Genomic DNA, 26094 nt, shown 5'->3' on the forward strand with positions numbered 1-26094 from the left:
GGGGCGCTTGGCGATGGCTCGGGCGACGGCGACGCGTTGCTGCTCGCCGCCGGAAAGCTGGGAGGGGAAGTGGTCGCGGCGCGGCTCCAGCCCGACCAGCCTCAAGGCCTCGAGGGCCTCCATCGGGCGCTCGGCGATGTCCGTGACGAGGCGGACGTTCTCCAGCGCGGTCAGGCTGGGGATGAGGTTGTAAAATTGGAAGACGAAGCCGACATGCTCTCGCCGGTAGCGGGTGAGGCCCGCCTCATCCGCGGCGCTCAAGTGATGGTCGCGGTACCAAAGCTCACCGGAGCTGGGCGTGTCGAGGCCGCCCAGGATATTGAGCAGGGTGGACTTGCCCCCGCCCGAGGGCCCCAGCAGGACGACGAATTCCCCTTCGGTGAGATCCAGGCTGACCCCTCGTAGGGCCTGCACCGACACCTCGCCCATGGCGTAGACCTTGGTGAGGTCCTGGGCCCGAAGCACAACGGGATGGGCGTTCGTTTCCGACATGGGCTTCGCCGCGGGGGCGACTGCCCTAGTCTAATCGAAAGCGTCGAATTGTCCGATGAGTTTTTCGAGCCGGCCGGTCTTTAGGACGCCTGGCGGATTTCCTGCATCGCCGCCTTGGTGCGGCGGTAGCCATTGCGCAGCTCTTTCTCCAAAAAGTCCAGGCGACCCTCCAAGACCTTCAGGCCCTGTTGTGCTTTGGCCTTGGCTGCGGGCGTGTCGGCGGTCTCGCTCTGCTCCAGCAAGGCCAGCCGCGCGGACTGGCAGTCGCGGTATTCTTGGAGGCGCTGCTTGTAGCGATCGAGGGATTTCTTCGCGGCCTCGGCAGGATCCGTTTGCACGGCGCGCAGGTGGCGCTCGGCCGGCAGGCCTTGGTTCCAGGACTGCTGCGCGGACCAGACGCCGCCCGGGCGTTTGGCCTCGGCGGCGACATTCGGGTTTCGAGACGAAAATTCGGAATCCGCCGGGCATGCCGGCGCTTCGGCCGGCGCGGGGGCCGCGTCGGCGGAGACCCGCAGGCGCTTCCACTGCTCGTAGAAAAACGCGCCGCCCTTGGCTTCGACTGTCTTCTCTTGGATTTCCCGCGTGTCCATTGCCTCAGCCCTTTCGGCTTTTAAAGGAGTGCGTCGGTTTGCAGGCAGCGGTTCGAAGAACCGTCTCGAGGTGGGATGAAATGCGTGCCCCCCGTGCCTTCTGGGAAAAAGAAAAGCAAAGCCAATGCCAAGCATTTCAATTTTTAAATATATGAAATTACTAGATAATTATTAAAAATGCGAAATGCGGGGTGGAGCCTGGAAGCCCTTAATTTCGGGAAGCTGGGGGGTTAGCACCTCCGGCGAAGGCGCTGTCCAGGAAGCGGTCTTTCCATTCCGGCGCGGGGACCATGCAGCTTTCGCGGCGTCCGAACCAACGGTAGCGGTTGCGGGCGACCCAATCGTAGATCGGATCCCGAATCCAGCGGGGGAGGAGCATGAAGGCGTAGAGCAGGGGCCAGAGGCCGCCAAGGCGTCGGGCGATGCGCAGGGCCGCGGTGGATTTGGTGAAGCATTCGCCGTCTTCCACCAGGACGATGGAATCGAGACCCGCCTCCAGCGAGTGGCCTTGCAGCAGCTGCTTCGCGGTCTCGGATTGCAGGGAGGCGAAGCGGAAATAGGCCCTTCGATCCCGGCGCAGGATGAAGGCCACGCTGGCGTTGCAGAGGTTGCAGACCCCGTCGAATAGGACCACGGCGGACATGGATCCTTCCTAGAGCATTTTTCCCATTATCGCCAGCCAGCAAAAAAAAGGCCGCCGGGTGTCCGGCGGCCGGGAAAGGCAAGAGTGGAGCTGGCCCTACTCGCGGCGCGAGAGGCGGCGCAGCGCAGCCAGGGCTAAGGCGAGGGCCAAGGGCAACATGGCGCTCAGCGTCTGCACGGAGCCCGCGACGTCGAGCGACAGAGCGCAGCCGGCGCCTTCCAGCAGGCCGCCACCCAGGTTGGTGGTGACCGTGGCCGTGAAGGTGCCGGTATTTTCGAACTCCTTGGTGGAGGTGGTGACGGTCACGGTATTGACGACCGTGGTGCTGGGACTGACCGCCGTCACCGCGAAGCTCACCGTGACGGTGGCGCCCACCGGAATCTCGCCGAGGGCGCAGGTGACGACGTCACCCGCATTGTTGCAGCTGCCTTGGCTGGCGGTGATCGGGCCGAGGAAGTCCACCTGGCCGGGCAGGGGATCGCTCAGCTGCACGTCGGTCGCGAGGTTGGGGCCCTCGTTGGTGACCGTGATCGTGTAGGTGAAAGTCTCGCCGAGGGCGACGGATTGGCCGCCGGTGTCGTCGCTCTTGACCACGCGCAGCACCGCGCCGCCGACCTCATAGGCGCCGATGTCGCAGATGGCGGCGGCCAGGCCGGTGGCGTTGACGGGTCGGACGAGGTTGCGCTGGTCGCGGGTCAAGGGGAGGCCGTCCTCGTCGAGGCAGCCGTCCGGATTGGCGGTGTCGATGGCGGGGCTGCCCTGCAGCAGGCCGTGGGTCTGCGTGGGCCCTCCGTTGTTTTGCAGGTCGCCGATCCGGGGATCGAGCGGGGTCGAAGGACTGCCGGTCTGATCGCCGGTCGCGGCGAAGCCGACGCAGTTGTCGTCGACCTGGCCTATCAGGTTGTAGCCCTGGGATCCGAAGGCGCCCACGCAATCCGCTCCGGCGCCCGCGGTGTTGGCGGCGATCAAGGAATTGGCGACGACGCTTTGGAAACCCGTGGCGCCGGCCGTCAGATCGCCGTTGAAGTCCACCTCGAACAGCAGGACGCCGCCGCCGGCGTCGCCCGCGGTGTTGCGTGCCATCGTGACGTTGAAGAGCCCCAAGTCGACGCCGTTGCCCTGGGCGAGGCCCTCGCCCGCCTGGAGGTTGGGAAAGTTGGTGATGAAGAACAGGCCGCCGCCCAGGCTGCCGGCACTGTTGCCGCTGACCGTGCTGTTGACCAGGGCCAAGGCGCCCAAGATTTGGTAGATACCGCCGCCGGCACCGTCGTTGGGGAAGAAGCCCAGCTTCATGTCCGACAGGACGATAGTGGAAATGTTCTCGCCGAGGGCCTGGTTGCCGCTGACGGTGGAGTTGGTGATCAGGGCCAGGGAGCCGAAACCGCCATAGATGCCGCCGCCGTCGTTGCCGGCGGTGTTGCCGCTGACCGTGCTGGAATCCATGACCAGCTCGGCCTCGTTGTAGACGCCGCCGCCGGCCACGGCGCTGTTGCCGGAGATCGTCGTGTTTTGCAAGGTCAGGAGGCCACCGGAATTGACGACGAGCAGCGCCGCGTCGACGCACTTGAAGCAGCCGCCTTGATGGGAGATGCCGCCGCCGGTAAAATTTTCGGCCTGGTTCTGCGTGACCTGGGAATTGTTGAGCGTGAGATCCGCCCCGAAGTTGTTGACGCCGCCGCCCTCGATAAAAGCCATGTTTTCGGTGACGACGACGTCGTTTAAGACGACTGAGACGGTCGAGCCGAAACTGCCCGCCTTGACGAAGGAAATGAGATTCGATTGCTCGCCCAAGATTTGGATGCCGCCGCCGACGAAGTCGTCTCCGTCGCGGATCGTGACTCCGTTGAAGGTCACGGAGATATCCGAGTTGCCGAAGGGATTGATGTCGAAGACGCGTTCCGGAGTATCGGGTTTTAAGCCCTCGGCGCTAATGCTGGTATTGCCGGAGCCGGCCCCGTTCAGCGTGAGGTTGGCGAGAACGTCCAGATCGCCGTTACCGCAATTATCTTCATCGGTGCCGGGCAGCGATAAGACGTAATTGCCCGCGGGAAGTACAACCGTATCCGGAACTCCGTCCCCGACCGCCTGGCAGCCGCCCAGGGCGCCGCCGTTGTTGACCGAGGCGATCGCCTCGCGGAGCGTGCACTCGGGCGTGTCGATGATGTCCGCCTCGGTGTTGACGGTGATCGTCGAGGCCCCCAGCGAGGGACTGAAGGCGATTTGTGAGAGGATGGCGGTGAAGAGCAGGGAAAATAGTTTGGGTTTCATGGCCGGGAACCTCCTGGGGGACCGAAGGGCGTCCTCGCGATGAATATTTGGGGTGGAGGGCATATTCTGCAACGTCCCCTTTCTCGAGTCAAAAGGATTCCGGGGCGCCGAGGGCCTGCTCCCTGTCGGATTGACAATTCGGGCTTTCCTCCTTATGCCCCCAAGGGATGCCCCTTCCTCACCTTCGGATCCTGCTTTGCGGCCTGCTAGGGCTCGCCTTGGCCTCTTTCGCGCGGGCGGAGCCGGCGGTCGTACCCCGGGCCTTGAGCCTTTCCGAAGCCCTGAGGCTCGCGCGGGAGCGCCACGTGCAGGTGCTGGTCTCCCAAGAACGGGTGCGCCAGGCCTTGGCCAGGATCGCCCAGGTCAAGTCGGGCCTCTATCCGAGCTTCGACGCCGCCGTCTCGCAGTACCGCAAGACCGTCAATCTCGAGGCCTTCGGCATCGATCCCGGCACGCCGGGTTTCGACCTGACCCCGCCGCCCTTCAACGTCTTCGACGCCCGGCTGAAATTGCAGCAAACCCTCTTCGACTTGACCCTGTTCCGCCGCTTGGATGCCGCGCGCAGCGGGCAAAGGCTCTCGGCAGCGGAACAGGAAAAGGCCGAGGCCGACGCGCTGGTCCTGGTGGCCAACCTTTATCTCGAGGCCCAGCGCGCCCAGGAAGCGGTCGAGTACGCCCAATACCTGCAAAAGCGCGACGGGGCGCGGCTCGGCATCGCGGACTCGCAGCTTCGGCTCGGGTTGGGTTCGGACTTCGACGTCACCGGCGCCCGCGCGTCCCTGGCCGACAGCCGCAGCCTCGTCGCGCGCGTCCGGGCAGAGGCCGAGGAGCGGCGCCTGGATTTGGCCGCGGCCCTGGGGTTGCCCGTCGATCAGCCGCTGAGCTTCACGACGCGGGATCCCTGGCTGCGGCGGAAGCCGCCCCAAGACGGCGAGCTGGACTCCCTCTTGGCCTCGCATCCCGACGTCCTCGTGGCGCAGCGTCAGGTCGAGACCCAGGTCCAGCAGCGCCGCCAGGAGGTCGCCGAATATTATCCCAAGCTCGGCGCCAGCGCGGACGTGGGCGCCAGCGGCCCGGATCCGGGCAACGTGACGGATACCTATTCCTTCGGCGGGCAGCTCTCGATCCCCATCTATCAAGGCGGCCTGCGCAAGGCCCGCGTCCAGGAGGCCAGCTCGAAGATTCGGGAGAGCGAGGCCCAACTCGAGCAGACCCGCCGCGACCGCCTCGCCGAGGCCAAGAGCGCCCTCGTCGCCCTGCGCCAGGCCGAGGAGGGCTATCGTGCGGCGCAGGCCGACCTCGCCAAGGCCGCGCAGGGCCTGGGTCTGGCCCGGGAGCGGCGGGGGATCGGCCTGGGCAGCGACCTGGAGGTGATCGAGGCCCAGGCGACTTGGGCCTCCGCGAAGGATCAATCCAGCGAGGCCTTGGCCACCTACCGCTTGGCCTGGGTGAACCTGCAATACCGGCTCGGGCGCATGGGCCCTTGGCTGGAGGAGATGGAGCGACCATGAGACGATTTCACCTCGCGATCGCAGGTTTGGCCCTGTGCTTGGCCCTTTCGGCCTGCAAGCGCTCCGGCGACGATTCCTTGTTGGAGTTGTCCGGAACCCTGGAGATGACGGAGCACGAGGTGGGCATGCCGGTGCCGGGCCGCCTCGCGCAGCTTTTGGTCGACGAAGGTGACGCGGTGAAGCGGGGCCAGCTCCTGGCCTCCCTCGATCGCTTCGAGCAGGCCCGCCGCGACTACGAGCGGCAGGTCGCGCTGCTTGCCCGGGGCGGCGGCAACCAACAGGCGGTCGAGCAGGCCGAATTGGCGATGGAGGACCAGCGCCTGGTCGCTCCGGTGGACGGCGTGGTGCTGACCAAGGTCCACGAGACCGGCGAGGTGGTTTCGAGCAATTCGCCGGTCCTGGTGATCGGCGACCGGTCGAGGCTGTGGGTGCGCATTTACGTCCCCGAGGGCTATGTCAACCGATTGAGCCTGGGCCAGGAGGCCCGCCTGCGTTTCGACGGCCTGAAGCGCGAGTTCAAGGGAAAGGTCACCTTCATTTCTCCGGCCGCGGAATTCACCCCCCGTAACGTCCAGACCCCCGAGGAACGGGTGACGCAAACCTTCGCCGTCAAGGTGACCTTAGACGAGGTTGAGCCCTACCTGCGCCCCGGGGTCGCCGCCGACGTCGCGCTGCCCTTGCGCGCGGAAGGGGCCCCATGAGCGCCCCCGCCATCGAGGTGAAGGATCTCACCCGTAAGTTCGGCAAGCTCACCGCGGTCGACCGGATCAGCTTCTCGATCGCCTACGGGGAGATCTTCGGCTTCCTCGGCTCCAACGGCTCGGGCAAGAGCACCACCATCCGCATGCTCTGCGGCATCCTCGCGCCGACCTCGGGCACGGCGACGGTGGGAGGCTTCGACGTCAACGAGGATCCCGAGAGCGTCAAGACCGCGATCGGTTACGTCTCGCAGCGCTTCAGCCTCTACAGCGACCTGACGGTGCTGGAGAACCTCAAGTTCTACGGCCGCATCTACGGGCTGCGCTCGGAGCGACTGCAGCGTCGCATCCAGGCGGTGATGGATTTCGCCGGCCTCCACCGCTACGCCGACATGCTGACGGGGAACCTCTCCGGCGGGTGGAAGCAGCGCGTGGCGGTGGCGACGGCCATTTTGCACGAGCCGAAGATCCTCTTTCTCGACGAGCCCACCGCTGGCGTGGACCCGATGTCCCGCCGCGCCCTGTGGGAGGTGCTCTACGGACTCGCCGACCAGGGCGTCGCCCTCTTCGTGACCACTCACTACATGGAGGAAGCCGAGCGCTGCAACCAGATTGCCTTCATCAGCCTGGGCAAGCTGCTCAAGGTCGGCAATCCCCAAGAGCTGAAAATGAACAATCCCGGCCAGGTCCTCGAGGTCGAATGCCGTCCGCTGCTGAAGGCCTCGCAGGTCTTCGGCGAGATCCCGGGCGTCACGGGGCTCACGGCCTACGGCACGACCCTGCATCTCAACGTGGCGGACGCGGAGGCCGCGACCCGCGCGCTGCGGAAGGCCGCCGCGCGCGAGGGCGTGGAGATCCTGGCGATCCGCCCGATCGAGGCCGCCCTTGAGGACGTGTTCGCTACCCTGTCGGAGGGCGGCGATGCATAGAATTCGCGCGATCATCTGGAAGGAATTCATTCAATTGATTCGGGATCCGAAGACCCTAGGCCTGATCATCTTCATGCCCGTCATGCAATTGATGATCTACGGATACGGGATCAATACCGACGTCAAGCACCTGAGCACCATTCTCTACGACGAGGACCAGACTTCCCTGAGCCGGCGCCTCGTCCAGGCCCTGGAGCAATCCTCCTATTTCGACGTCGACTGGATCGCGAAGTCCGATCACGAGGTGCGGGTGGCGCTGGACCGGGGCAAGGCGAAGGCCGGCCTGCACATCCCGCCGGATTTCACGCGGAACCTCCTGGCCGGGACGGGGGCGCAGCTCCAGCTGCTGATCGACGGCACCGACTCCAACCCGGCCAACACGGCGCTCAACACCAGCGTCGCGATCGTGAACGATTTCATGCAGCGCGAGGGCATGATCGGGGCCACAGTGACCCCGGTCGAGTTCCGGCCGCGGCTTTGGTATAACCCCGACCTGAAGAGCTCGTATTTCCTGGTGCCGGGGGTGGTGGGGCTCCTGCTCATGCTGCTTATCCCCATGATCACGAGCTCCGCCGTTGTGCGGGAGAAGGAGCGCGGCAACCTCGAGCAGCTCCTGGTGACGCCCATCCGTTCCTACGAGCTGATCCTCGGCAAGCTCATTCCCTACATGTTGATCGGCCTCTTCATCGCCGTGACCGTCCTGTCGACGGCCCGCTTCCTCTTCGCCTTACCGCTCCGGGGCAGCCCCTTGCTGCTCTTCGGGCTGACGGGGCTCTACCTGATGGTGTGCTTGGGCTTGGGCCTGCTTGCCTCCACCGTCGCCGAGAACCAGATGCAGGCCTCGCAGATGATCATGTTCTTCGCGGCGCCCTCGATCCTGCTCTCCGGGTTTTTCTTCCCCCGCGAGACGATGCCCGAGCCCATCTATCTGCTGGGCAACATCATCCCGCTGACCTTCTTCCTGCGGATCATCCGGGGAATCACCCTCAAGGGGCTGCACCTCGCGGACCTCTGGCCCGAGGTCGGGGTCCTCGCCTTGATGGCGGTCGTGGTCCTCACCCTGAGCATCTTGAAATTCCACAAGCGGCTCTCCTAGCCGCCCGTCGGCCCGGAAGTTTTTGCGGAATTTTTGAGGAAGGGCTTCGGCCCCATTTGCCGTAAAATGAAAAATGATTGAAATCCTGTCGCCCTTGCCGGACACTTTGTCCCGCAACGACCACTCTCAACCTTAAGATCCTGGAGCAAGCATGGCAAAGCCCTTCTTGACCGACGTCAAAACCCTTCGAAAACGCGCCCGCCAGCACATCGCGGAGGGCGCCGTCACCCCCGGCTACCGGGCCGACCGCAAAATCGTCGTGAAGATCCTCAACGAGGCACTGGCCACCGAGATCGTCTGCGTCCTGCGCTACCGCCGCCACCACTTCATGGCGGCCGGCATCAACGCCCAGTCGGTCGCCGCCGAGTTCATGCAGCACGCCGTCGAAGAGCAGGGCCACGCCGACGAGATTGCCGCGCGCATCGTCCAACTGGGCGGCGAGCCCAATTTCTCCCCCGAGGGGCTGCTCACCCGCAGCCATGCCGAGTACGTCGAGGGCGATTCCCTGGTGGACATGATCAAGGAAGACTTGGTCGCCGAGCGCGTGGCGATCGACAGCTACCGCGAGATGATCGCCTACCTGGGCAACGACGACCCCACGACCCGGCGCATGCTGGAGGGAATTCTGGCGATGGAAGAGGAGCACGCCGACGACTTGGTCAGCCTGCTCGAGAAGCTTCGTCCCTGACGGTGTCGACATTCGGGCGCATCGCATCGTCCGAGAGGGGACGCCTCACCAATCCTGGGCGCCGAATATCTCGTTGGGACGCCGGACCAGCGCGTAGGAAAATGTCGGCGCGCCGGTGTCGGCGACGATCTTCTGCAAGGCCGCGAAGTCCGGCGGGGGCATGGTCTGGCAGCCCACGCTCCGCGGCGAGCCGGGAAAGCCGGCGTGAATCTGGATCGCGAAGCCGTGGGCCCGGGCGGATAACGCCGACTCCCGGCGATCGACGGCCCCGTCGAAATTCATGTCCCGCGCCACGTCCATCAACGAATCCTGCACCGGATTGAAGACCCCCGACAGGCCCGTCTTGTAGGGATAAATTCCGCTGCGCAGCCAGGCCATGCCGCAAATCATGCCGTTGCAGCTGGCCTGCCCCGCCGGGTCCAGTTGCCCCGGGTGCGAGGCGGAGCGCAGCGGGCCGTTGGGATTCAACTCCGTCAGTTTCAGACGACCGTCCCGCCGCTCCGCGCGAAACGCGACGGTCTGCCCCGTGAAGGCGGTGAGGTAGGCGTTGAGCGCCTCGATCGCGCGCCGCCGCGCCTCGGTTTGCGCGCGATGCTCCGCGGCGGGCAGGCCGGGCTTCGGCGCCGGGGGCGGGGGCGGCGGGCTGTCCTGGTCGATCTGGATGACGTAGACCTCGCCCTCGGGCGGCGGCCAGTGGCCGAGGCGGCGCAGGATCTGCTCGGCCTGCCACTCGCGCCGCTCCGGCGTCGCGTCGAAGCCGCGGGTGACGCGGCCCCATTCGGGCGCGAAGCTCGGGTGACCGAAGCTGAACTGCCGGGCGGGGCGCGGCGGCGCCCATTCCTGCGGCGCCGCATGCGGACGGGAAAAGGAGGCGGCAGGTAATGGAGACGAGGGCGGAGGAGGGGCGATGGGCGGCGGCGCGGTGGTTCCGGATGCGGGCGGAGGAGCGAGGAACGGGGACTGGGCGGTTCCGAGGTCCTTGGCTTGGGCGGAGCGGAGCGCCCGGTTGCCGGTGCTGATTTTTTTTAAGCTGGCGGTCGCGAGCGGGAAATCGGCCATGGCCCCTCCAGGGCTTCCCGAGCGGGGAGATTTTCGGCGGCCCCGCGGCGGGGTTGTCGAAAAAAATCCGTAGTGGGTTTTTTGGGCTAAGTCCTTCCCACTCTTGAGGAATTGGGTTCGATTTCTGACAGCTTCTCCCCAGCGGGATTTTTATCTCTGGAAAAATAGAACGATCGTGCTAAAAAATAAGCTATGATCCAAAAAGGCGACATGACCCGACAGATGATCCTGGAACACGCGACGGCCATGGCCAGCCAAGTCGGCTTGGAGGGCCTGAGCTTCGGCCGGCTGGCGGAGGACCTCGACCTCTCCAAGAGCGGGCTCTTCGCGCATTTCAAGTCCCTGCAAGGCCTCCAGGTCAAGGTGTTGGAGCACGCGGCCGAGCGCTTCACCGAGACAGTGATCCGCCCGGCGCTCAAGGCCCCACGCGGCGAGCCCCGGCTGCGGGCGATCTTCGATCGCTGGCGGCGTTGGCCCAAGGAAAGCAGCATGGCGGGCGGGTGTTTTTTCGTCGCGGCCGCGACCGAGCTGGACGACCGCCCCGGCCCCGCCCGCGACCTGCTGGTGAGCCAGCAGAAGGATTGGCTTGAGACCCTGGCCGGGATCGTGCGCAGCGCGATCGCCGAGGGGCATTTCAACAACCGGGTCGATCCGGAGCAATTCGTCTACGAACTCTACGGTCTGATGCTGGCCTATCATTATTCCGTCCGGCTGCTGAACGACCCGAAGGCCGACCGCCGGGCGGAGACCGCCTTTGAATCCCTGATGCAACGAGCCAAGGCTTAAGCCGCCGGAGCGGCTGGAAAGGAGCCCGTTATGCGCTCAAAAAATAGCACGAACGTTCGATTGTTAATCCCGCAATTCTACCGAATTTTTTTGGCGGGCTTGGCCCGTATTTCCACCGGCCTAGCGGCGGCCCTGGCCGAGCGACTGTTCTTCTCGGTGCCTCGGCGTCCCGAGTCGGAAGGGGAGGCAAGGATGCTCGCCTCGGCGCGGCGCTACCAATTTGAGCTTGGCGGACGGCGGGTCGTCGCTTGGCGCTGGGGCGATGGGCCGACGGCATTGTTGGTTCACGGTTGGGGCGGCAGCGCGGCGCAGATGCTGCCCTTCGTGGAACCGCTCCGCGGGGCGGGCTATTCGGTCGTGGCCTTTGACGCGCCGGCGCACGGCCATTCCGAGGGAAGAACCAGCTCATTGCCGGAGTTTGCGGCGTCCTTAAGCGCGGTGGCCGGGAAGTTGGGACCGGTCGAGGTCCTCGTCACGCATTCGATGGGCGGGGCCGCGGCCTCGCTGGCGATCGCCCAGGGCCTGGCGGTGGGCCGGGCTGTGTATGTGGCCCCGCCGGCGGACGCCTTGGAATGGGTCTACCGCTTCGGCCGGATGCTGAGACTGCCGCGGAAGGTGGTGGAGGCGATGCGGCGCCGTGCCGAGCGACGCCTGCACGTCCGTTTCGACCGGCTCAACACGCGGGTCTTGGGTCCAGCCGTCCGCATGCCGCTGCTGGTGATCCACGACCGCGCCGATGCGGAGGTCCTTTGGTACGACGGAGCGGCGGTCGCGCATTCGGTTCCGAACGGCCGTCTCACGATGACCGAGGGTTTGGGCCACCGGCGCATCTTGCGCGATCCGGGCGTGGTCGCGGAGGCGGTGAAATTTCTGGTCGACAAGGATAGCACCCGCGAATTGCCGGAAGGCACGGAGGCCGGTGTCTGCGCGGGTTGCGGGGATCCGCTTTCTTGGCAAGCCGAATCATCGATGGAGGTCTGCGAAATGTGCGCCTTGGAGCGGGAACTCTTCGACCGGGAGCTGCGCTGGGAGCACGAAGTCGAAGGAATCGCCATGGGCGCCCGCCGTTAAGATAATAATAAAATGGCGGAGAGGGTGGGATTCGAACCCACGGTACGGTTTCCCGCACACACGCGTTCCAGGCGTGCACCTTCAACCACTCGGTCACCTCTCCATTCGCCGACCCGAAGTAAATTCGGGTCGGCTAAAGCCCGGGGGGCGGTTCCGCCTCCCCCCTCACCCCCACCGGTAAGGTAGAGGATTTATTTTTTTCCTTAATTCAAAATGCCAATTTTTCCTGCGGAGAGGGTGGGATTCGAACCCACGGTACCCGTTAAGGTACACTCGCTTTCGAGGCGAGCACCTTCAACCACTCGGTCACCTCTCCTATTCGCGAGCCCGGAGCAAGTCCGGGCTCGCTAAAGCCCAGGGGGAGCAAGCGGGGAAACTGGCCACGTTGTGGCCAGGCAAACCGCGCGATAGTCTAATATTCTTCCCTCCGAGCTTGCTCCGCGCTCCCCCTTCAACCCCCAGCGGTTGAGGTGTGGGGGACCATTATTATTGCGCGGAAGCACTCGGGATTCAGAAAATCCTACTTTTTACCCCGCTTCTTCTCTTTCCTCAACCGCTTAAAAAACTCGCTCAAGATCGCGCCGCATTCCCCTTCCATCATTCCGCCGGTGACCTGGGGGTGGTGGTTGAAGCGGCGCTCGTCCTGCAAGGACAAGATCGACCCGCAGACCCCCGCCTTGGGATCCCTGGCCCCGAAGACCACTTTCGGGATTCGGGCCAGGACGATGGCGCCCCAACACATCAGGCAGGGCTCCAAGGTCACATACAAAGTCGTGCCCTCCAGGCGCCAGCGCCCCAACTTGCGGGCCGCCGCTTCGATCGCCAAGAGCTCGGCGTGAGCCGTGGGCCGCCGACGAGTCTCGCGAAGATTATAGCCCCGGCCGACGATCTTTCCCTCGCTGACCACCACCGCGCCGATCGGCACCTCGCCGGCGGCCTCGGCCCGGCGAGCCAAGGCCAGTGCGGCTTTCATGAACTTATTGGGCTGTTCCGCCGGCTTATTCCGCATGGGCCTGCCCCCGATTAGGGGTTTGGCGGCCCGCTGTCAATATTTAACTGCCCTTCTTCTGTACGCAACTTGGACCCGGTTCGGCCGATAACCTATCACGATGAGGATGGGGAAATGCTTGGGTATTTAGGGAGTTACCGTCATGATCAGCATCGCCCTCGTGGCCGCCATTGGTTTGTATCTTTTCTCTGATTCCATCCGTAAACGCGAAAAGCAGGAGATGAAACGCCTGCGCAGGACCCTCTACTCGCTGTAATCCCGAAACCCGCTTTGCATCGCTCCGGGCTTCCTTTAAATAGGGGCCATGGACGATTACCTCAAGACCGTCGAGCGACGCCTCAAGCGTTTCTCCCCTCCCGAAGCCCGGGCCCTGGGCGAATGGCTGCAAAACAAGCCCATCGGCATCAACCTGGCCCTGCAATTCCTCGAACAAGTCTCCGACTTAAAGACCAAGACCGGCAAAGACGCCGCCTCCTTGCTCGCCGAGCTGCTCGACGAGGTCTCCGCCAAGGACCTGCACTCGAAAGAGCTGGGACGCCGCCTGCGCGACGCGGTCGACCGGCGTCTGCACCCGCAGCGCCACGCCCATGAGCTGGCCTTCGAGGCCTGGACGAAGAGCCTGAACCTGCCCGCCGGCGCCCGGGTGGTGCCGCCGCAGAATTTCGAGGGGAAGACCTATACCCTAAAGGTTGAATTCGTCTCCAAGGAGGCCCTGAGCGCGGCGCTTCGGACATTGTCCGCATCCCTCGAGTCCAATCCGGCCTGGGATGGATTAGATAAATTTTAATAATATCAATGGTTTAATTAATGGTTTAGTGCGGGCCTCCGCAGCTGGCGACCGGATTTTCCCGCTTTGTTCGCTGGGCCGGAGGGGGGAATTTTGCTAAGGTAATCGACGGTTTGCTACGACAACCGAGTTTGGCCAACGGGTTTTATTCGCTATGCTGAAAAATTTCGACGAGTTCTTGGAGACGAGTTGGGAGCGCAACCAGGTGGTGGGCGCCTGGGGCTTCAATTCCAACATGAATTTCACCGCGCTCAGCCCCGAGGAGACCAATGTCTGGTTCTTCGAGCAGGTTTTTAATTTCCTGCGCGCCTTCTTCGGCCTGGTGATGCCCGACTCGATGGAGATCATCACCTACGACGCCACCCAGCACATCCAGAAGACCGGCCTCGACCAGCAGACCTTCTTGGACGAGTTGATGCTGGTGATGAAAAATCTCAAGGAGCCGCTCTGGACCTTCCGTCTCAACCTCAACATCGTCGGTTTCCTGCGCACCTCCTTCCAGACGGACAATCCCGTGCGCCTGCAGATCCAAGAGCCCTGCAGCTTCATCGTCTGGGGCGGTCCCGACGAGACGGGCTTCCAGAATTTTTCGATCAGCTACCACCTCTTCTCGACGGTGGTGCTCGAAGGCGAGAATCAAGAGCTCTGGTCGCTCAACCAACCCATCCTCGAGAAGGCCCTGCAGAAGTGGGAGCAGCAGTCCGGCCACATGATCGACGTGGTCGACTCGACGGGCGAGGCGCCGGTGCATCGGCACGGCTTCGGGCGTTGAGCCCGGTCAAGGGATATCCGAAGGCGCGAGGATATCGACCCCTTTCGAACACAGCTTAGCGAAGTCCTTGTCCAAAGTAATGAGCTTCCATCCCTTCTTATCCGCGAGCCAAAACTGCAGGGCGTCGTCGAAGTCCAGGCCAAGCTTGGGAACGCGACGAACTACGTCGAGCTCTTCCTCGAGGGTGGTCGTGTAGACGAAAAAATGGGGATGTTCCTGGAGCGCGGAGAGGAATTTTTCCAAAACACTCCACCTTCCGGCTTTTGCGCCGACGATGGCCTCGACGGCATGGAGGGAGAAGGAGCTGGTCCATCCCTCGTGATTCTCGTCCACCGTGCCGAGCGCCCTTTGGCAGGCATCGGCCTGACCCTGCCCTAATAAAATTTCCAGAAAGATATTGGTGTCAAAAAGATACATTATTTTTTGGATTGAAAGGCGCGGCGGCTCAAGGAGACGGAATCTTCGCCCGGGAAATCATCCTTCAGGGCGCCTTGAAGCGAGGCCAATTTTTTGAGGGCTCGCTTTTGGGCTTCGCGGTGCTTGTCGCCGCGCAACAGGCGGGTGCGGGAGAGGGACCAGGCCTTTTGCAGCCACCAGGAAACGTTGCGCTCGGACTTCTTGGCGATTTCTTTGATTTCGCGCGCCATGTCCTCGGGCAGGGAGATACTTAGCTTCATATTGCTACTTATACTACTGGTAGGATTCCCTATCAATCCAGAATTTTCGAAGGAAATGAGTGGGCGGGGGAAGGGACGCCACGAGGATGAAACGGCGGATGTCGCTTCACTTGGCTTCGGTTTCGATCCGGGGAAAGAGCGGAGCGGCCTCGCCCAGCTGGTGCTCCGCCGGCATCGCCGTCCACGGCGCGCCCTCCGCGAAGGTCTTGGGGAAGGGCAGCCGCAGCTGGGCGTAGATCTTCTCGCCGGTGAAGGGCATAAAGGGCGCGACCCACATGCCGATCAGCCTCAGGCAATTGAAGACGTTGTAGAGCACCTGCGCGAGGCGGGCCTCTTTGCCCTCCTTCTTGAGCGTCCAGGGCGCGCTGCTGTCGATGTATTTGTCGACGGCGCCGATCAGGTCCCAGATCGCCTCGAGGGCCAGGTGGCACTGGATATCGCCCTGCAGGTAGTCCATCGCCTGGCGCACCTTCTTGCCGGTCTCGCCGGCCTTCAGGATCAGCGGCTTGTCGGCCTCCGCGGCCTCGCCGGGCTTGAGTAGGCCGTTGAAGTACTTCTTCGCCATCCCCATCGAGCGGTTGAGGACGTTGCCCAGGTCGTTGGCCAGGTCGGCGTTGTAGCGCTTGATGAAGTCTTCCCAGGTGAAGTTGCCGTCGGCGCCGAAGCTGGAGCCGCGCAGCAGGTAGTAGCGCAGGGCGTCCGGGCCGTAGACGTCGGCCACGTCCAGAGGGGTGACGACGTTGCCGAGGCTCTTGCTCATCTTCTCGCCCTTCAAATACACGAAGCCGTGGCCGAAGACCGTCTTGGGCAGCGGTAGGCCGGCGCTCATCAGCATGGCGGGCCAGATCACGCAGTGGAAGCGGGTGATGTCTTTGCCGATCACGTGAAGGTCCGCCGGCCACCACTTTTCGAAGCGGGCCGGGTCGTCCGCGTAGCCCACCGCCGTCAGGTAGTTGATCAGGGCGTCGAACCAGACGTAGACCACGTGGCCCGCGTCGTTCGGCAGCGGGATCCCCCACTCGAAGCCGGAGCGCGAGACCGAGACGTTCTGCAGCCCTCCCTTGATCAGGCTGACGATCTCGTTGCGGCGGATCTCGGGCACGATGAACTCGGGGTGCGCGGCGATGTGGTCGAGCAGCGGCTGCTGGTACTTGGAGAGCTTGAAGAAGAAATTCTTCTCGCTGAGCCACTTCGGCTTTGTCTTGTGGTGCGGACACAGGCCCTCGACCAGGTCCTTCTCGGTATAGAAGGCCTCGCAGGACTCGCAGTACCAGCCCTCGTAGAGGTCCTCGTAGATGTCGCCCGTCTTCAAGATGGCGTCGAAGAGCTTTTGCGTGGCCTTGTGATGCCGCGGCTCGCTGGTCTGAATGAAGTCGTCGTAGCTGATGCCCAGCTTTTTCCAGATCTCGGTGAACTTGCCGCGCATCTCGTCGCAGTAGGCCTTCGGGTCCATGCCCTTCTCACGGGCCGCCTTGAGCACGTTGGTGGAGTGCTCGTCGTTGCCCATCTGAAAGTGCACCTCGCGGCCCGCCAAGCGCTGGAAGCGGGCGAGGGCGTCGGCGCCGATCTTCTCGTAGGCGGTGCCCAGGTGGGGGACGGAGTTGACGTAGTCGATGGCGGTGGTCAGGTAGAAACGGGTCATAGTCGGCTTTCGAGCGGTTCTTTGAAAAACATCAGCAGGCGCGGCAGATGCAGCTTGGGATTGGCATTCTGCCGCATTTCGCGGCGGAACTCTAGGATTCTCTCCGCGAAGGTCAGCAGCGCGAAGCGGCGCTCGGGGGAGGCCTCGGCGCAGAGGCGGCGGTGGGATTCGAGCAGCAGGCTCTCGAGGTAGGGCGTCAGGCGCTCCGCCTCGTTCAGGCTTTGGCCCAAGGCGTAGGCCTCGTCGAGGCCCAATGGCTCGGCTTCGCCCCACAGCCTTTCCAAATCCGGCCATTCCTCGGGCGCCTCGCTCAAGAGCAGGGCGAGGCGCGCGGAGCCTTGGGCCAGGCGCAGGCGGCGCGGGTCGAGGGCCTTGTCTTGGGCGCGGAGGATTTCGGCCAAGGCCGAGTCCGGTAGCGGGGAGAAGCGGACCTTCTGGCAGCGCGAGAGGATGGTGCGCGGCACCCAGCCCGCCGCGTGGCTGGCGAGCAGGAAGTAGGTGGCGGGCGGCGGCTCCTCGAGGGTCTTCAGCAGGGCGTTCGCGGCGGCCGCGTTGAGGGCGTGGGCCTCGGCGATCAGGACGACGCGGAGCCTTGACACCAGCGGAGGGAGATTCAGGCTTTTCTTCAGCTCGCGGATCGCGTCGATCTTGATGCGGCCGCCCTCGGGCTCGAGGCTCCAGAGGTCGGGGTGCTGGCCCGTCGCCGCCTGTTGGCAGGAGCGGCAGGCGCCGCAGGGGGCCGAGGATTCTTTTTCGCAGAGCAGGGCCTTGGCGAGGTGGCGCGCGACCAACTGTTTGCCGACGCCTTCGGGCCCGAGGAAGATCAGGGCGTGGGGCAGCCGGCCCGCGAGGCGCATCTGGTCGAGCCGCCGGTAGGTCTCGCCGTGGGCGAGGAAGGGCAGGTCGCTCATGGCTTGACCCCCAAGAGGGGCTCGACTTCTTGGAGGAGCTTGCGGTGGATGGCTTCGACTTCGAGGGTGGCGTCGAGGACGCGGAAGCGCTCGGGCTCTTCGTGGGCGAGGCGTAGGTAGCCCTGGCGGACCTTTTCGTGGAAGGCGAGGGCCTCGGCCTCGAAGCGCCCTTCCGAGCTCTTTTGCCGCGCCAGCCGCGCCTTGGCGCGGGCCAGGCCGATCTCGACGGGCAGGTCGAGCAGGAAGCTGCGGTCGGGCTTGAGCCCGCCGGTGGCGAGCTCGTTGAGCTCCGAGATCAACTGCAGGTCGAGGCCGCGGCCGAAGCCCTGGTAGGCGACCGTCGCGTCGGCGAAGAGGTCGCAGAGTACGATCTTGCCAGCGCGCAGGGCGGGACGAATCGTCTCGTCGAGGTGCTGGGCGCGGTCGGCAGCGTAGAGCATCAGCTCGGCCAGGGGACCGAGGTGACGATTTTTGCCGTCGAGCAGGATCTTGCGGATCTCGACGCCGATGTCGGTGCCGCCCGGCTCGCGGGTCAGGACGCAGGGGAGGCCGCGTTTTTGCAGGGCCTCGGACAAAAGCTGGATCTGCGTCGTCTTGCCGCTGCCTTCTCCGCCTTCGAATGTGAGGAATAGGGGCATGGAGAAATCTAGGAAGCTCGCTTTTGGATATGCAAGGGAAATATCGAGACGTGGATTTCTTTTCATATTCACGCTCGCTTCTTTTTGCCGTGTCCGCTCCTAGCCGGAGAAGGACATGCCCTTAAGCGACCCGGTCGGGCCCCTCAGGCCGGGGCCCGCCCTCTGCAAAAAGTCCGATAATATATAGGCCTTGAGGTGATCGGACTTTTTGATGGTCGCTTAAGGGCATGTCCTTCTCCGGCTAGGAGCTTGTGCCTCAAATACCCTCAAAAAAAAAGGCCCCCCTGGGTTTCCCCAGGAGGGCCTTCCGTGCAGTGTTTGTGCATCCCTCTTTTGGAGAGGAATTCTTTTCGCGGCTCAGTAGACGTAGCCGACGCCGAAGCCGAAGGTGTCCTGCGAGTCGGCCGGCAAGGCGCCTCGGAAGAAGCTGGGCGCCGACGAACTGTCGTGGCGGTACTCCGCGCGCAGCCGCAAGCCTCGCAAGGCCGGGATATCCACGCCGACTAAGGGCGCGACATGCAAGGTCGAACGGGTCGACCACATGGTCTGCGGGGCGCCGGTGCGGGCGCCGTCGGGGTCGACGAAGACCTCGAAACCCTGCGCGAAACCGACTTGCGGCAGGAAGTTGACCCTGCCGGTCAAGGCGAAGGCGTGCCAATTCGTCTCGGCCTGGCCCGCGCCTTCGCCCTCATGACCCCAATCGTAAGTTGCCGAGAGCGTGAAGCGGTCAAAGCCTCCCTGCGTCGCCGCCGCATCGCTGACCTTCACCGCGGCGATGAAGTCGAGGATGCTGCGCAGCCTTCCGCCTTCCGAGCCGACCGTGCCGGCGCCGGAGAGAGTCAGCCAGGGCGTCGGATTGCCGGAAAGAGCGCCCAACCAACCGATGCCGGCCGAGCGGTCCAGGACGTTGTCCCAGCCGTTGATGATGCCGGTCGTCGCCGTCAGGCGGTCCTGGATGATCGGGTATTCGGCCAGGACCCCGAGATGCGTGAAGGGTTCCGCGAGGCCGAACTGCCAGGAATGACTGATGTGGTTGTTGTTCAGGCTCTCGATGACCTCGGTGCCGATCAGCGTCGCGAACTTTCCGCCGCGCAGGGTGAGGCCGTTGCCGATCGGCAGGCGCAGCCGCGCGTAGACCTGCTGCAGGTCGTACCAGTCGCCGCTGAAGGAGGAGCGCGAGCGCGCGATGCGGGCATTTTCGCCGACGCCGAAATCGAAACGGAAGCCGAAGGGGTTCTCCGCGTCGACGGGCCGGTCGAGGGATAGCTCGAGGTAGTTGAACATCGGCCGGTCGGCCCGCGTGTCGAAGATGCGCAGGGCGTTCTCGCCGTTGCGGGGCGCGCCGAGGTTGAGGGTGTAGGTGGTGTCGAGGATGACGCCCGGGGTGATGCCGCGCACGAATTGGCCGATCGAGGTGCCTTGGGGAAAGCGCGCCCCGGCCCAATCGACGAAGCGAGCCAGGTCGAGCCCGCCCATCACGAACCAGCCCATGGGGTTGTAGCCGCGGCCGCCGAAGGAGTCCGGCGTCTCCGGAATGCTGAGGCCGAAGTTGGGCTGAAATCCGCCGGAAAGCACGAAGATGCCGCGGCCCAGGGAGAAACCGCCGCCCAGCGTGAGCGCCAGCATCGATTGGTTGTCGAGGGCCCGCGTCACCGAGGGCGCGACGCCGAATTGCTGGGAGTAGAGGACGTTGGTGCCGATGCCGCCGTAGACGAAGGCCGAGAGAATTTCCGGAGCGATCCATCCCTCGTAGCCGCCCTCGAGGCCGAAGTGCACGAGGGAGACGTCGTGGCCCGCGCCGTCGCTGAGCGCGCCGAGGCGAAAGACCCCGTTGAGAAAGAGGGAATTGCGAGCATCCAAATGAAAGGCCTGCCCGACCTGGGTCTGAAAGACGCCGCCGGAGTAGGTCGGCGCCCCGCCGCCCAGGGCGATGGAGGTGTAGCCGCCGCTCAGTTGCAGGCGATAGGGAGGCACGGCGTTCCCCGTCGTTGCCGCCGGCGCCGTGGCGGGCGCCGATGCGGGATGAGTCGTTGTCGAAACCGGTGGTGTCATGTCGTGAACTCCTGGGGGCACCGGAAATGCAGCGCCCTGCGGGTTCTCGACACGAGGTCCAACGGCACAGGCACGCACTCCACGCAAATCCCCCAACCGGAAATTTGCAACGGAGGTGCCAGGGCCTCCTTTCGAGAAAAGCGAGATATTTCCTTTGTTTAGACTAGGGGCCGGATTTCGGAGCGAAGGCGGGAATGCTTAACTTTGCGCCATTTGCCGTAGATCCGTGCAAGGCGAGGGGCCAGGAAAAGGATAAAAAAAACCCCGGCTCCGCGGAGCAGAACCGGGGTTTCCAATTTCAAGAACGCAATTCTAGAAGTTGTAAGCGAACTCCGCCGCCAGGGCGTGCGACAACGAGGTGCGGTCGCCGCTGGCCGGATTGATCAGCACGTTGCGAGGCTGCAGGCCGGGTTGGACCGCCGCATAGTGGTGGAGGTCCATCCGGTATTCCAGCTTCATCTTCGCGCCGTCGGTGATCTGATAGCCCGCGCCGAGGATGAAGTTGTGGATCTGCTGGTCGGCTCCCGTGAATTCGCCTTGGAAGTCATGGATGTAGCCGTAGCTGAAGAAGATGTCCCAGATGTCGCTCAGACCGTAGTCCAGCACGAAGTAACCGGCGATGGACTTGGCATTGGGGCCGAGGACCGTCGGGAGGTTGTTCTGCTGGGCGTAGGTGAATTCACCCGCGAACAGGAGCTGCTCGGTGAACTTGATCGCGAAATCGAGATCGATGATATGGGTCAAGTGCGCGTTGTTGCCGGCTTGCTCCGGACCGCCCGCGTAGCTCAGACCCAAGGTGCTCTTCTTGCCCTCTTCGCCCCAGTTGTACCCGAAGCGGGTACCCCAGGAGGGAATCGCGCTGTCGCCGGGAGAGGCCACGCCCGCGGCGGGCGGGACGGGGAGGCGGGCGCCGGTCAAGCAAGGCGCGCCGACGATGATACAGTCGAAGAGCTGGTTGACCAGGTAGAGGTGCATGTCGAAGTTGTCTCCGAAGGCCCAGTACATCTTCGCGCCCGTTGCGTTGGTCGGGGTCAGGAAGTTATACGAGTTGGGGAAGGAGATCGTGGGGTTGTCGGCCCGGTCGACCAGGTAGTAGCCGATCGGAACGTTGAACCGGCCGATCAGGAACTCGCCGCCCAGGACGCCCAAGGTGACGTAGCCCTGCTCGAGCTCGAAGTTGCTTCCGACGACGCCGCTGTCGGTGTTGCGACCGCTGCCCGAGAGGAAACGGCCGAAATCGAGGTCGGCGCGCAGGCGGATCTTTTCGCCGAAGCTCTTTTGGATATCGAGCTCGACCTGATCCACGTAAAAGTTGAAAGTGTCGCGACTCGGAGCGGTGGCTCCGCGGAAGTCGCGCAGCCCGCCGCTGACGTCGCCGATGGCCGCGCCGTCGTCGTGCTGCCAGCCGGTGACGATGTCGACGTTACCGCTGAATTCTACCCCGCCCGCCTTGGACTCCTCGGCGTGGGCCGGCAGACTGACGCTGAGCGCGAACAGACTGGCCGCGATAGCTAGTTTTTTCATGTTCATCTCCTTCTTTTCTCCAGGATGTCGAGGTTCAAATGCGCCACGAAACCTGTGGTTTTTTGTACAAAAATATCCAAGAATTTCCTTGGCTTAGACTGCAAGCCGTATACCAGGGCCGATGGCGAAATCTCGCTTCGATATTCGACCCTTAATGGGGTTGCGCCCGTCCTGGACCCGCCGGCGGTTGCCTGAAGCTTGGGCATTTGCCGAAACCTCGGGCAAGGAAAAGGCGCTTAAGAAAATCCTCGGTTTCAAAGAGCTAAAAGTTATAGGCGAATTCCGCCGCGATCGCGTTTTGCAGCGAGGTTCGGTCGCCGCCGGTCAGAGCCGCCGCCGTTGCGGCGCTGTAGTTATGCAAATCGAGCCGGTATTCGAACTTCAGCTGCGCCCCGTCGGTGATCCGGTAACCGGCGCCCAGGCTGAAGTCGTGGATCTGCTGGTCGAGGCCGGTGTAGGCGCCCGTCGGGTTGATGTCGTGCAGGTAGCCGTAGCGGAAATAGAGGTTCCAGGTGTCGCTGGGGGCGAAGCCCAAGAGCAGGAAGCCGCCCAATCCCTTGCTGTTGGGGAAGCCGGCGAAGGCGCCGGTGACGTTGTCCTGTCTATAGATGCCTTCTCCGCCGATCGTGAACTTTTCGCCGATGTGAAAATTGAAATCGAGATCGAGGATGTGCGTCAGGTGCGCGTTGTTGCCGAATTGCTCGGGGCCGCCGGCGTAGCTGAGGCCGATGGTATTTTCACGGCCTTCGCCGCCCCAGGTGAAACCGAAGCGTGTGCCGTAGGAGGGGATGGCGCTGTCGGTGCCGACCGTGGTGCTGATCACGTCGACCAGGTTGTTGACGACGTAGAGGCTCCAGTCGAAGGTCGCATTGAAGGCATAGTACAACTTCACGCCCGTCAGATTGTGCGGCCGGAGGTAACGGTAGACGTTGGAGAAGGAGACGGCGGTGTTGTCGGCGCGGTCGACGGACTCGAGCCCGATCGGCGCGTTGAAGCGGCCGAAGAGCAGCTCCATGCCGTTGCCCATGGCGATGTTGGCGGTGACGTAGCCTTGCTCGAGGTTGAAGTTGGAGCCCGCCTGGGTGTTGCGTCCGCTGCCGCTCAGGAAGCGGCCGAAGTCGAGGTCGGCGCGGATGCGGATGTTCTCGCCGAAGCTCTTCTGGATGTCGAGCTCGACTTGGTCGAGATAAAAGTTGAAGGTATCGCGGCTGGGCCGCGCCAAGCCGCGGAAATCGCCCAGCTGGCCGCTGCCGGAGCCCGCGCCGTCCGCCGCGTTGCAGCCGAGGCCGCCGGCGCCGAAGGAGCAGCTGCCGCCCGCCTGGCGGGGGAAGGCGCCGGTCGGGCCGTCGGTGCTGGAACCGTCGTCGTGCTGCCAGCCGGTGACGACGTCGACGTTGCCGCTAAACTCGACGCCGCCTGCCTTGGATTCGGCGGCAAGGGCCGGGGCGCCGAGGCAAAACGCGGTCAGGGCATAGGCTAGGCCGGAAGCGACTAGTTTTTTCATCTCTTTCTCCTCGCTAAGAAGAAGGAATTCCCAGGTCACGCCGCGGATTTTGGGTAGAACCCTGCTGGAGGTGTTCCCAAACCCGGATGCGTCTGATTGTCTTCGGGGCCCGACGGGTCCAACGCCGGGCTTGAGGTGCTATCACTTAAACTTAATTTAAGTGAAATGGAACTTAATTTATATATAATTATAGGTCAAGTTTTTTATATATTTCCCGTGTTTAGCTCTAAACGCCCATCCTATGGGCGCCCCGGCGCCCGGTGGGGCCGATTTGGCGGGCTAAATGGCGGATGGTCCCGGCAAAGTCAATGATATTGTTTATGCAGTGCGTTACGAATTTTTTAAACGGTGGAGGGCCTTTTTGGAGGAGTCTTGTGGCGTGGCGTGGGTGCTGGCGTCTAGGGGACGGAGGTCGGGGTCCGCCCGTGGGGTCGTCGGGACCGGTCCCGGGCCGAAACTTCGTGGGGCCGTGGGAATTTATCGAGGACGGTTTGACTTTGCGCGGCGGCGGTTTTAGTTTTACACGGGGCATCGGGACAAGGACGCTATGAGTCAGCCGGTTTCGGGAAGTAAACGCAAAGTCTTGGTTGTCGACGATGACCCCCAGATCCGAAAGATCCTGGAAAGGATGCTGATCGGCCCGAGCTACGACGTGCGCACCGCCGTGGACGGGCTCACCGCCTTGAGCCAGGTCCGCGAAGATCCCCCCGACCTGGTGATACTCGACATCATGATGCCGGGCATGTCCGGCATCGAGGTCTGCCGGCAGATTCGCGAGTCCAACCCCGAGCACCCCATCCAAGTCTTGATGCTTTCCGCCAAAGACTCCCAGGCCGACCGGCGCCGCGCCCTCGAGTACGGCGCCAACGACTACGTCACCAAGCCCTTCCACATCGCCTCGCTGGTGCGGAAGATCCAGTATATGTTCGAGAAGCAGGGGATTTAGGGTGTGGGGGCGAACCTTGCGTTCGCCCTCTTCGATTTACGCAGGGGGAGGGCGAAACAAGGTTCGCCCCTACTGGCTCTGTCATCGCACCTCGAATAAATACTCTATTTCGACACATGCCCCCATGGGCAAATCCGTCACGCCGACGGCGACGCGGGTGTGTTTGCCGTTTTCGCCGTAGAGTTCGACCAAGAGCTCGCTGGCGGCGTTGAGTACCTTCGGTTGGTCGACGAAGCCGGGCATGCCGGCGACGAAGCCGGTCAGCTTGATTACGCGGCGGATCTTCTCGAGAGTGCCCAGCTCGTTCTTCGCGAGGGCCAGGGCGTTCAGGGTGCATTGCTTGGCGCCGCGCTGCGCGGCCTCGAGGGTGATCTCTTTGCCGAGACGGCCCTTGTAGGCGCCGAGGCTGTTCTTGAAGATCGGCAGCTGGCCGCTGATGTAGAGCAGGTTGCCGACGCGCAGGGCGGGGACGTAGCTGCCCAGGGCGGGCGGCAACTCGGGGAGCTTGTGCAGCATCTGCAGCAGCTTCTGCTCGATGGCGTCGGGCTTCTTGCCGGGTTTCGCGGCAGGCGCGGCGGGCGCCGCCGGGACGGGGACGGGGGGCTTGGATTCCGCTTCGCTCATGCGGCCTTCCTCTTGGCGAGCCGGATGCCCTTGACCAGCAGGATCAGGGGCAGGCCTTGATAGCGCTTCAGGTCCTCGGCCAGCTTCGGCGGCAGGCTGGTCGTCTTCATCGCCTCGTCCAGCGAGCCCTCGCGGATCTCTTCCATGAAGAAGCCGTTTTTCTTGAGCGTGTTGAACAGGGTGTCGATGCCCTTCTTGAAGCCGCCGCGCGGGTTCATCAGGTACTCGAAAAAGGGGTGGATCGTCGAGAAGACCACGCGCCCGTTGTCCCGCAGGCAGCGCGCCGCCTCGGGGACCAGGCTGTGCAGGTCGGAGCGCCAGGCCAGGGCGGAAGGATAGACCAGGAAGTCGAAGGTCTCCGGGGCGAAGGGCAGGTGGTCGAGGGCGCCGCGCGCCTTCGGATAGGCGGAGGGCGCCGGGGTCGCGGGCTTGCCGGCGACCGCGCGACTGACGTCCAGCTCGACGATGTCCTGGGCGCCGCGCTTGGAGAGCATCTCGACATAAACTTCGGAACCGGGGCTTAAGTGCAGGCATTTCTTGCCGTTGAGGGCCGGGATGAGCGGGAAGAGCTCCTTGCGCTCGGCGCCGCCTAGCAGGCCCTGCAGCTGCTTTTCGTTCCACTGAATGAAGCCGAAGTCCTGCCCCTCCGCGTCGGTGACGCCGGTCTTCTTGGGCTTGGTCGTCTTGTCGCGCTTGGTGACGGAGGCGACCTTCTCGATCACCTTGCCGGCCTTGCCCATCAGATTGGTGAGGAATTTTTGCATGCTGGGCCAAGTTTACGTTTTTTTTCAGGATTCCCAAAGGGGATTTTATCGGGCGGGCCCCGCGCTCCAGAAGCGGAAGGGGTCGCGGCCGCTTTCGCTTGCGAAGATCCGCTTGGCGAAGCCGCGAGATCGCGCCCAGCTCCGCAGCTCCGCGGCCAGCCACGGGACCATGCCGATCTCTCCGGCGAAATGCCCGATGTCGATCAGGGCGACGCCCTCGGCCAGCGCGTCGAGCGCCGGGTGGTATTTGACGTCGCCGGTGACCAGGACGTCGGCGCCGGCGGCCTTCGCCTCGTGGAAATAGCCTCCGCCGCTGCCGGTCATTACCGCGACCCGCGCGACGGGGCGCTGCGGGTCGCCGACGAAGCGCAGGTGCTCGAGAGCCAGGCGCTTGCCCACGGCGTCGGCGAATT

The 26094-nt window shown here is 63.9% G+C and carries 27 protein-coding genes and 2 tRNA genes; 10 read left to right on the forward strand and 19 right to left on the reverse strand.

The genetic code is table 11. The annotated features are described in order from the left end of the window. From FBR05_08470 to FBR05_08485, 4 genes are all read right to left on the reverse strand, one after another. Nucleotides 1–492 (reverse strand): ATP-binding cassette domain-containing protein (locus FBR05_08470; protein MDL1872229.1); only part of this gene is annotated, 492 nt, incomplete at its 3' end. An 80-nt stretch (nucleotides 493–572) separates the two neighbouring features. Further along, nucleotides 573–1082, reverse strand: a complete 510-nt coding sequence (locus FBR05_08475) for a hypothetical protein (protein MDL1872230.1) — start codon at nucleotides 1080–1082, stop codon at nucleotides 573–575. 208 nt (nucleotides 1083–1290) lie between these two features. Beyond that, nucleotides 1291–1725 (reverse strand): thiol-disulfide oxidoreductase DCC family protein, encoded by a 435-nt coding sequence (locus tag FBR05_08480; GenBank protein ID MDL1872231.1) that lies wholly within the window; start codon nucleotides 1723–1725, stop codon nucleotides 1291–1293. Between the two features lie 96 nt (nucleotides 1726–1821). Continuing rightward, nucleotides 1822–4056 carry a DUF11 domain-containing protein gene (locus FBR05_08485; protein ID MDL1872232.1) on the reverse strand — a complete coding sequence of 745 codons (2235 nt, stop codon included), beginning with the start codon at nucleotides 4054–4056 and terminating at the stop codon, nucleotides 1822–1824. A gap of 104 nt (nucleotides 4057–4160) precedes the next feature. Here FBR05_08485 and FBR05_08490 point away from each other — a divergent pair, with 104 nt between their 5' ends. The 5 genes from FBR05_08490 to FBR05_08510 all read left to right on the forward strand — a co-directional run bounded on the left by FBR05_08490 (nucleotide 4161) and on the right by FBR05_08510 (nucleotide 8915). Further along, nucleotides 4161–5504: a TolC family protein gene (locus tag FBR05_08490; GenBank protein MDL1872233.1), complete on the forward strand. Its 1344-nt coding sequence runs from the start codon at nucleotides 4161–4163 to the stop codon at nucleotides 5502–5504. Further along, nucleotides 5501–6205: an HlyD family efflux transporter periplasmic adaptor subunit gene (locus tag FBR05_08495; protein MDL1872234.1), complete on the forward strand. Its 705-nt coding sequence runs from the start codon at nucleotides 5501–5503 to the stop codon at nucleotides 6203–6205. The genes FBR05_08490 and FBR05_08495 overlap by 4 nt, the downstream gene beginning before the upstream one ends. Further along, nucleotides 6202–7131, forward strand: coding sequence for an ABC transporter ATP-binding protein (locus FBR05_08500; GenBank protein ID MDL1872235.1), 930 nt, complete (start codon nucleotides 6202–6204; stop codon nucleotides 7129–7131). The genes FBR05_08495 and FBR05_08500 overlap by 4 nt, the downstream gene beginning before the upstream one ends. After that, entirely contained in the window at nucleotides 7124–8227 is a 1104-nt protein-coding gene (locus tag FBR05_08505) for an ABC transporter permease (GenBank protein ID MDL1872236.1), read from the forward strand. Before FBR05_08500 ends, FBR05_08505 begins: the two co-directional genes overlap by 8 nt. A gap of 151 nt (nucleotides 8228–8378) precedes the next feature. Beyond that, nucleotides 8379–8915 carry a bacterioferritin gene (locus FBR05_08510; protein MDL1872237.1) on the forward strand — a complete coding sequence of 179 codons (537 nt, stop codon included), beginning with the start codon at nucleotides 8379–8381 and terminating at the stop codon, nucleotides 8913–8915. 45 nt (nucleotides 8916–8960) lie between these two features. Here FBR05_08510 and FBR05_08515 read toward each other — a convergent pair whose 3' ends face one another. Then, nucleotides 8961–9974, reverse strand: a complete 1014-nt coding sequence (locus FBR05_08515; protein ID MDL1872238.1) for a hypothetical protein — start codon at nucleotides 9972–9974, stop codon at nucleotides 8961–8963. Nucleotides 9975–10169: 195 nt separating this feature from the next. Here FBR05_08515 and FBR05_08520 point away from each other — a divergent pair, with 195 nt between their 5' ends. Next, nucleotides 10170–10760, forward strand: coding sequence for a TetR/AcrR family transcriptional regulator (locus tag FBR05_08520; GenBank protein ID MDL1872239.1), 591 nt, complete (start codon nucleotides 10170–10172; stop codon nucleotides 10758–10760). 30 nt (nucleotides 10761–10790) lie between these two features. After that, nucleotides 10791–11831 carry an alpha/beta fold hydrolase gene (locus FBR05_08525; GenBank protein MDL1872240.1) on the forward strand — a complete coding sequence of 347 codons (1041 nt, stop codon included), beginning with the start codon at nucleotides 10791–10793 and terminating at the stop codon, nucleotides 11829–11831. 13 nt (nucleotides 11832–11844) lie between these two features. Here the strand turns inward: FBR05_08525 and FBR05_08530 are convergent. From FBR05_08530 to FBR05_08540, 3 genes are all read right to left on the reverse strand, one after another. After that, nucleotides 11845–11934 (reverse strand) — tRNA-Ser (locus FBR05_08530). Nucleotides 11935–12060: 126 nt separating this feature from the next. Then, a tRNA-Ser gene (locus FBR05_08535) sits at nucleotides 12061–12147 on the reverse strand. 204 nt (nucleotides 12148–12351) lie between these two features. Continuing rightward, complete coding sequence (locus tag FBR05_08540; GenBank protein ID MDL1872241.1) at nucleotides 12352–12840, reverse strand: nucleoside deaminase; 489 nt, start codon at nucleotides 12838–12840, stop codon at nucleotides 12352–12354. Between the two features lie 304 nt (nucleotides 12841–13144). Between FBR05_08540 and FBR05_08545 the strand changes: the two genes are divergently transcribed. Together FBR05_08545 and FBR05_08550 are read left to right on the forward strand one after the other, a co-directional pair. Further along, nucleotides 13145–13627 carry a hypothetical protein gene (locus tag FBR05_08545; protein MDL1872242.1) on the forward strand — a complete coding sequence of 161 codons (483 nt, stop codon included), beginning with the start codon at nucleotides 13145–13147 and terminating at the stop codon, nucleotides 13625–13627. A 154-nt stretch (nucleotides 13628–13781) separates the two neighbouring features. Further along, the gene (locus FBR05_08550; protein MDL1872243.1) at nucleotides 13782–14399 is read left to right on the forward strand and encodes a hypothetical protein; all 618 of its coding nucleotides are present in this window, start codon (nucleotides 13782–13784) and stop codon (nucleotides 14397–14399) included. Between the two features lie 6 nt (nucleotides 14400–14405). Here the strand turns inward: FBR05_08550 and FBR05_08555 are convergent, their stop codons facing one another. The 8 genes from FBR05_08555 to FBR05_08590 form a co-directional block, all read right to left on the reverse strand. Beyond that, entirely contained in the window at nucleotides 14406–14816 is a 411-nt protein-coding gene (locus FBR05_08555) for a type II toxin-antitoxin system VapC family toxin (protein MDL1872244.1), read from the reverse strand. After that, complete coding sequence (locus FBR05_08560) at nucleotides 14816–15076, reverse strand: ribbon-helix-helix protein, CopG family (GenBank protein ID MDL1872245.1); 261 nt, start codon at nucleotides 15074–15076, stop codon at nucleotides 14816–14818. Before FBR05_08560 ends, FBR05_08555 begins: the two co-directional genes overlap by 1 nt. Nucleotides 15077–15182: 106 nt before the next feature. Further along, nucleotides 15183–17012 (reverse strand): methionine--tRNA ligase, encoded by a 1830-nt coding sequence (metG, locus tag FBR05_08565; GenBank protein MDL1872246.1) that lies wholly within the window; start codon nucleotides 17010–17012, stop codon nucleotides 15183–15185. Further along, nucleotides 16715–17629: a DNA polymerase III subunit delta' gene (gene holB / locus FBR05_08570; protein ID MDL1872247.1), complete on the reverse strand. Its 915-nt coding sequence runs from the start codon at nucleotides 17627–17629 to the stop codon at nucleotides 16715–16717. Before holB ends, metG begins: the two co-directional genes overlap by 298 nt. Beyond that, nucleotides 17626–18267: a dTMP kinase gene (locus tag FBR05_08575; GenBank protein ID MDL1872248.1), complete on the reverse strand. Its 642-nt coding sequence runs from the start codon at nucleotides 18265–18267 to the stop codon at nucleotides 17626–17628. The genes holB and FBR05_08575 overlap by 4 nt, the downstream gene beginning before the upstream one ends. A 357-nt stretch (nucleotides 18268–18624) precedes the next feature. After that, complete coding sequence (locus tag FBR05_08580; GenBank protein ID MDL1872249.1) at nucleotides 18625–20319, reverse strand: hypothetical protein; 1695 nt, start codon at nucleotides 20317–20319, stop codon at nucleotides 18625–18627. A gap of 312 nt (nucleotides 20320–20631) precedes the next feature. Further along, complete coding sequence (locus FBR05_08585) at nucleotides 20632–21849, reverse strand: hypothetical protein (GenBank protein ID MDL1872250.1); 1218 nt, start codon at nucleotides 21847–21849, stop codon at nucleotides 20632–20634. Nucleotides 21850–22105: 256 nt separating this feature from the next. Beyond that, nucleotides 22106–23347: a hypothetical protein gene (locus FBR05_08590; GenBank protein MDL1872251.1), complete on the reverse strand. Its 1242-nt coding sequence runs from the start codon at nucleotides 23345–23347 to the stop codon at nucleotides 22106–22108. A gap of 547 nt (nucleotides 23348–23894) precedes the next feature. On the opposite strand from FBR05_08590, the gene FBR05_08595 reads away from it, so the two are divergent. After that, nucleotides 23895–24293 carry a response regulator gene (locus FBR05_08595; protein MDL1872252.1) on the forward strand — a complete coding sequence of 133 codons (399 nt, stop codon included), beginning with the start codon at nucleotides 23895–23897 and terminating at the stop codon, nucleotides 24291–24293. Between the two features lie 81 nt (nucleotides 24294–24374). On the opposite strand, the gene FBR05_08600 is transcribed toward FBR05_08595, so the two are convergent. The 3 genes from FBR05_08600 to FBR05_08610 form a co-directional block, all read right to left on the reverse strand. Next, nucleotides 24375–24917, reverse strand: a complete 543-nt coding sequence (locus FBR05_08600) for a RidA family protein (GenBank protein MDL1872253.1) — start codon at nucleotides 24915–24917, stop codon at nucleotides 24375–24377. After that, nucleotides 24914–25681: a class I SAM-dependent methyltransferase gene (locus FBR05_08605; GenBank protein ID MDL1872254.1), complete on the reverse strand. Its 768-nt coding sequence runs from the start codon at nucleotides 25679–25681 to the stop codon at nucleotides 24914–24916. Before FBR05_08605 ends, FBR05_08600 begins: the two co-directional genes overlap by 4 nt. Nucleotides 25682–25726: 45 nt before the next feature. Next, a partial coding sequence (locus tag FBR05_08610) for a Nif3-like dinuclear metal center hexameric protein (protein MDL1872255.1) occupies nucleotides 25727–26094 on the reverse strand: 368 nt, incomplete at its 5' end.

It is taken from the genome of Deltaproteobacteria bacterium PRO3, from assembly GCA_030263375.1.
Taxonomy (GTDB): domain Bacteria; phylum UBA10199; class UBA10199; order DSSB01; family DSSB01; genus DSSB01.

Excerpts from the sequence above, each read along its gene's own strand:
- FBR05_08475 (MDL1872230.1), bottom strand. The coding sequence starts at position 1,082 with ATGGACACGCGGGAAATCCAAGAGAAGACAGTCGAAGCCAAGGGCGGC.
- FBR05_08540 (MDL1872241.1), bottom strand. The coding sequence starts at position 12,840 with ATGCGGAATAAGCCGGCGGAACAGCCCAATAAGTTCATGAAAGCCGCA.
- FBR05_08525 (MDL1872240.1), top strand. The coding sequence starts at position 10,791 with ATGCGCTCAAAAAATAGCACGAACGTTCGATTGTTAATCCCGCAATTC.
- FBR05_08575 (MDL1872248.1), bottom strand. The coding sequence starts at position 18,267 with ATGCCCCTATTCCTCACATTCGAAGGCGGAGAAGGCAGCGGCAAGACG.
- FBR05_08590 (MDL1872251.1), bottom strand. The coding sequence starts at position 23,347 with ATGAAAAAACTAGTCGCTTCCGGCCTAGCCTATGCCCTGACCGCGTTT.
- FBR05_08500 (MDL1872235.1), top strand. The coding sequence starts at position 6,202 with ATGAGCGCCCCCGCCATCGAGGTGAAGGATCTCACCCGTAAGTTCGGC.
- FBR05_08595 (MDL1872252.1), top strand. The coding sequence starts at position 23,895 with ATGAGTCAGCCGGTTTCGGGAAGTAAACGCAAAGTCTTGGTTGTCGAC.
- FBR05_08490 (MDL1872233.1), top strand. The coding sequence starts at position 4,161 with ATGCCCCTTCCTCACCTTCGGATCCTGCTTTGCGGCCTGCTAGGGCTC.
- FBR05_08585 (MDL1872250.1), bottom strand. The coding sequence starts at position 21,849 with ATGAACATGAAAAAACTAGCTATCGCGGCCAGTCTGTTCGCGCTCAGC.
- FBR05_08545 (MDL1872242.1), top strand. The coding sequence starts at position 13,145 with ATGGACGATTACCTCAAGACCGTCGAGCGACGCCTCAAGCGTTTCTCC.
- FBR05_08580 (MDL1872249.1), bottom strand. The coding sequence starts at position 20,319 with ATGACACCACCGGTTTCGACAACGACTCATCCCGCATCGGCGCCCGCC.
- FBR05_08605 (MDL1872254.1), bottom strand. The coding sequence starts at position 25,681 with ATGCAAAAATTCCTCACCAATCTGATGGGCAAGGCCGGCAAGGTGATC.
- FBR05_08505 (MDL1872236.1), top strand. The coding sequence starts at position 7,124 with ATGCATAGAATTCGCGCGATCATCTGGAAGGAATTCATTCAATTGATT.
- FBR05_08555 (MDL1872244.1), bottom strand. The coding sequence starts at position 14,816 with ATGTATCTTTTTGACACCAATATCTTTCTGGAAATTTTATTAGGGCAG.
- FBR05_08495 (MDL1872234.1), top strand. The coding sequence starts at position 5,501 with ATGAGACGATTTCACCTCGCGATCGCAGGTTTGGCCCTGTGCTTGGCC.
- FBR05_08560 (MDL1872245.1), bottom strand. The coding sequence starts at position 15,076 with ATGAAGCTAAGTATCTCCCTGCCCGAGGACATGGCGCGCGAAATCAAA.
- FBR05_08550 (MDL1872243.1), top strand. The coding sequence starts at position 13,782 with ATGCTGAAAAATTTCGACGAGTTCTTGGAGACGAGTTGGGAGCGCAAC.
- FBR05_08480 (MDL1872231.1), bottom strand. The coding sequence starts at position 1,725 with ATGTCCGCCGTGGTCCTATTCGACGGGGTCTGCAACCTCTGCAACGCC.
- FBR05_08515 (MDL1872238.1), bottom strand. The coding sequence starts at position 9,974 with ATGGCCGATTTCCCGCTCGCGACCGCCAGCTTAAAAAAAATCAGCACC.
- FBR05_08510 (MDL1872237.1), top strand. The coding sequence starts at position 8,379 with ATGGCAAAGCCCTTCTTGACCGACGTCAAAACCCTTCGAAAACGCGCC.
- holB (MDL1872247.1), bottom strand. The coding sequence starts at position 17,629 with ATGAGCGACCTGCCCTTCCTCGCCCACGGCGAGACCTACCGGCGGCTC.
- FBR05_08600 (MDL1872253.1), bottom strand. The coding sequence starts at position 24,917 with ATGAGCGAAGCGGAATCCAAGCCCCCCGTCCCCGTCCCGGCGGCGCCC.
- FBR05_08485 (MDL1872232.1), bottom strand. The coding sequence starts at position 4,056 with ATGCCCTCCACCCCAAATATTCATCGCGAGGACGCCCTTCGGTCCCCC.
- metG (MDL1872246.1), bottom strand. The coding sequence starts at position 17,012 with ATGGCCGGATTTGGAAAGGCTGTGGGGCGAAGCCGAGCCATTGGGCCT.